Source organism: Boseongicola sp., from assembly GCF_057460485.1.
In genome coordinates this window covers 1-3,400 of sequence record NZ_JBVCWP010000369.1, presented here as the reverse complement: position 1 = coordinate 3,400, position 3,400 = coordinate 1, and the positions used below count along the sequence as shown (strand labels likewise).

Annotated in this window: 3 protein-coding genes; all 3 read right to left on the bottom strand. The window is 53.5% G+C overall.

What is annotated here, in order from left to right; genetic code table 11:
* A partial coding sequence (locus tag AC221Y_RS22175) for a V-type ATPase 116kDa subunit family protein (protein ID WP_486708473.1) occupies nt 1-1,610 on the bottom strand: 1,610 nt, incomplete at its 3' end.
* Nucleotides 1,610-2,338 (bottom strand): hypothetical protein, encoded by a 729-nt coding sequence (locus AC221Y_RS22170; protein ID WP_486708472.1) that lies wholly within the window; start codon nt 2,336-2,338, stop codon nt 1,610-1,612. The genes AC221Y_RS22170 and AC221Y_RS22175, both read right to left, overlap by 1 nt.
* Nucleotides 2,335-2,676, bottom strand: coding sequence for a hypothetical protein (locus tag AC221Y_RS22165; RefSeq protein WP_486708471.1), 342 nt, complete (start codon nt 2,674-2,676; stop codon nt 2,335-2,337). Before AC221Y_RS22165 ends, AC221Y_RS22170 begins: the two co-directional genes overlap by 4 nt.
* Between the last annotated feature and the right edge of the window lie 724 nt (nt 2,677-3,400).

Sequence of the window (3,400 nt, the reverse complement as noted above, 5' to 3'; positions counted from 1 at the left end):
GCGGACAATCCCGCATGCGCCAGCGCGAAAGCCCCAACACGGGAAAAGGATATCGTGTTGACCAGAAGGCGCATCAGCGCTTCAAGGAATTCTCCCAATGCGACGGCCGCTGCCACAGGCGTAAACCGGCCCTCGGCATCGCGCGCTCCAACAAGTGACCAGACGACACCGGCCGGCAAACCCCAAAGAGCCAGCGGTTGCCAATAGGCCAGCACCAGCGATCCATAGGTCAAGACAATGCCGCCTTTGGAGCGAAGCCATATGGGGCTTTTCTTGCGCCAAATCGCCTGCAGAAAATCCAGTGCGATTCCGACAAACAGAAATACCACCCCCATCAATACGGCAACGAATAGAACGGTGATCGGCGCGTCAAGCGGATGCAACCAAAATGGCGCAAGGATATCATCACGGCTGAATATACTGCCGAACAGCACGCCAAACAGCATGGCGGAAATGCCTCCGGGGATAAGAAGGGCCAACATGGGCAGCCGCTTTTTCATCAGGGCACCCAAAACAACCAGAACGGCTCCCTGACCGACATCCCCGAACATAAAACCAAACATGATTGTTGCAAGAAATGCGGTAGCGATGCCGGGGTCGGCCTCCCCTCTGGAAGGGACGCCCAGCATGCGTGGAAAAAGCTCAAATGCCTTTAGCCAGAAGGGATTGTGAAGCTCCATCGGCGCGTCTTCCAGATCGGCCGTAGGTGCAACATTGATAACGTAGTTGGCGCCAGCCTCATCCAGTTTTTCCCGGATGGTTTCACCTCCGATGGAATTTGTCCAGCCAGTGATCCGTATTGTATGCGAGGTTGCCTGCACTTCATCCCGATTGTCGTAGAGCCATTTCAAAACGTCGATACGTGAAAGCACATCCCGGAGATTATATTCTTCTGCCAAATCCGCCAACTCTCCGGAGACGGCTTGCAAGGATTTGGAATTTTCCTCTAGCTGGAGAGCGACCTGCCGCGCGTGTTCCGCAGGGTCCGATCCGAGAAAATCCGGGATCGGGACAAAGACGGCTTTGCGGGCCTTCATTTCGGCAACGAAGGAGGTCATGACATGCGGTTCAGCAATCGCGATCACGAAAACACCGGTCGAGGCCGGTATGTTGGCGCTGATAACACCCTCGGTTGCCGGTTCAAAGGTTGCACTGTCAAAGATAAAATAAATCGCACGCGACAGTAACTTGTTTTCAGTTGCGTCCGGCGCGCGTATCGGCAAGCCCGATCCGGCGTTACTGACGAGCATCTCGATCATCATCAGATCAGAACGTCTGGCTGTCAGGGCCTGCTGAGAGGCGATAACAGGATCCGCCCTCTGCGCCCAGTTCTTCAACGTCTCGATTGTATCATCAAGTAGCGCGACCGGGTCTTCCAAAGACGCCTGCACATCCCGGTTCACGGGCGGCCAAATCGCGGCGTAACGTTTTTGCATTTCACCGAACTCTTCGAAGAACGGCTCCAACTTTGGTAACACCGGCTCGGCGCCCTCGAGGGGATTTGCCTGAAGGTGCGCACCGCCGCTTCGTGCAAGTTCCTGCATGACCCGGGCAAAATCCTCATGGGTCGTAATTATCTCGAACCAAAGGGTGGCGCGGGCGCGAAGCATCAGGCCCCTTCCAACTCAAGAGGCCCGGAAAAGACAATGCGGCTGACAAGAACCCCGCGCAACCTTTCAAAATCCAGAGCAATCAGACCCAGATAGGCGAAAACCGCAGCGGGCGTCTGGGTGCGCTTTCGGAAAAGTCCCTTCAGGTAGCGGCCGAGTTCTTGCCAAGTCTTGGCGGCCTCGGTCATCTTGCGGGTTTGATTGCCAAGATAGCGATCAAGCAACGGCTTCAAGTCAGCACTGAGGGTTTCCGCATATCGTTTATCGGGCAAGCGAGAGCTCCATTCATTGCGCCACATTTCAGCAATTTCGAGCTTGGAATACCCTGCCTTTTCACCGGACTGCATCCCTTCCGCCAACTGGCCAAATTCTATTTTCAAGCGCAACCATCCGGGGATGCCGCCATTCTCGGGCGAATACTCGAACCGACGCAAATGCGGCAGGACAACCAGCCACTGCGTTGGACTCTGCCATTTGTCCGGCAGCCAATTGGAGATTTCAAATACAACTGCACTCCACTCTTCGCGAAGAACCCGTTCAACATCATGCACGGTATTTGTGCGATCCAGACGCGAAGTAACGTTTGCAGCCGCCGTTTGGTTTATCACATCGAGGCAATTTCCAAAATTCCGGCTTCCCCCCAGCATTTGCCAATCAGACTCCAAAAGCCTGCCTTCGAGACGGGCGTGCAATCGCGCTTGCGCATATGCAAAATCGGACCTGCTCATTTCGCGTCGATCCCGACGATCCGTCGCGCAAGCCTCTTGGTAATATCCTTGATTGTGTCGGCCCCGATTTCTGTTCCGCTTATGTCAATTTCGCGCTGAAAAGCCTCTTCGAATTCCATTTTTTTATGCGCGAGATTTTCACGAAAACAGCCATGCAGCGCCTGTATTCGCTTGTCTGTTCGAATCGCGATCTTCCGAGCGTCATCCTGAGCTTCCTGAAGAATTGCTTCCGCCCGCGCTCTTGCCGTAGCGAGCCGCATCTGGGCGGATTTTTCGGCTTCAATAACTTGTGTAAGCCTTTGAAACTCGTGCCCTGTTCCACGATTATCATTTGCCATGTGAAACCTCCTTGTTCTTACAACAATCCGCCAAGAATCTCACGTCAACACGTAATTTCCTATCTTGAACAGGCTCCGCATGTAGAGCCATACAACCGTTTTCAGTTTCGTGGCGGGCGTGATCCCGCTAATACCCCCATGTTGGGTCGGTCGTCGGTATATGTCCAGAGGGTCGTGTCATAAGGAGCTGTCAAACCAATGCGAACCAGTCTCTATTTCCTTAATACAGCAACTCTCAGGACGCCCCAAGTTGACGCCTCTCGGCAAGGGCAGAGGTGCGGTGCAACTCGAAATTGGACCTGCTGCAGAGATGCCGTTCCTAGTTGGAAAGGTTGTAGACGGATGAGTGAACGGCAACCAATTTCTGCTAACTTTTCATAGGCCTGAAGCGAAACATGGCCCGTTCCCGTCGTCGAAATTGAAAATGTAAATTCTACGCCCAGTTATTTAACTAGCGACCACTACGCCTTTTTTACCTTGGTGCGGCACTTGGCTTTGTCCGCCATCCGGTCACCATCCGGTCACCGGCGCCAAACTCGACAAAATTCGACCAAGTATCACCTAATTCAACAATCGGCGTGCCTGCACTACCCATCCGGAAAACATTCAATTTCCTTCAAAACGCTTCATTTCAGCACGCTTACGTTCACTCACCGAACAATCCGATCTCTACTCTGGCAGCGAAGAGGTCAGGAGTTCGATCCTCCTAGGCTCCACCAAATTT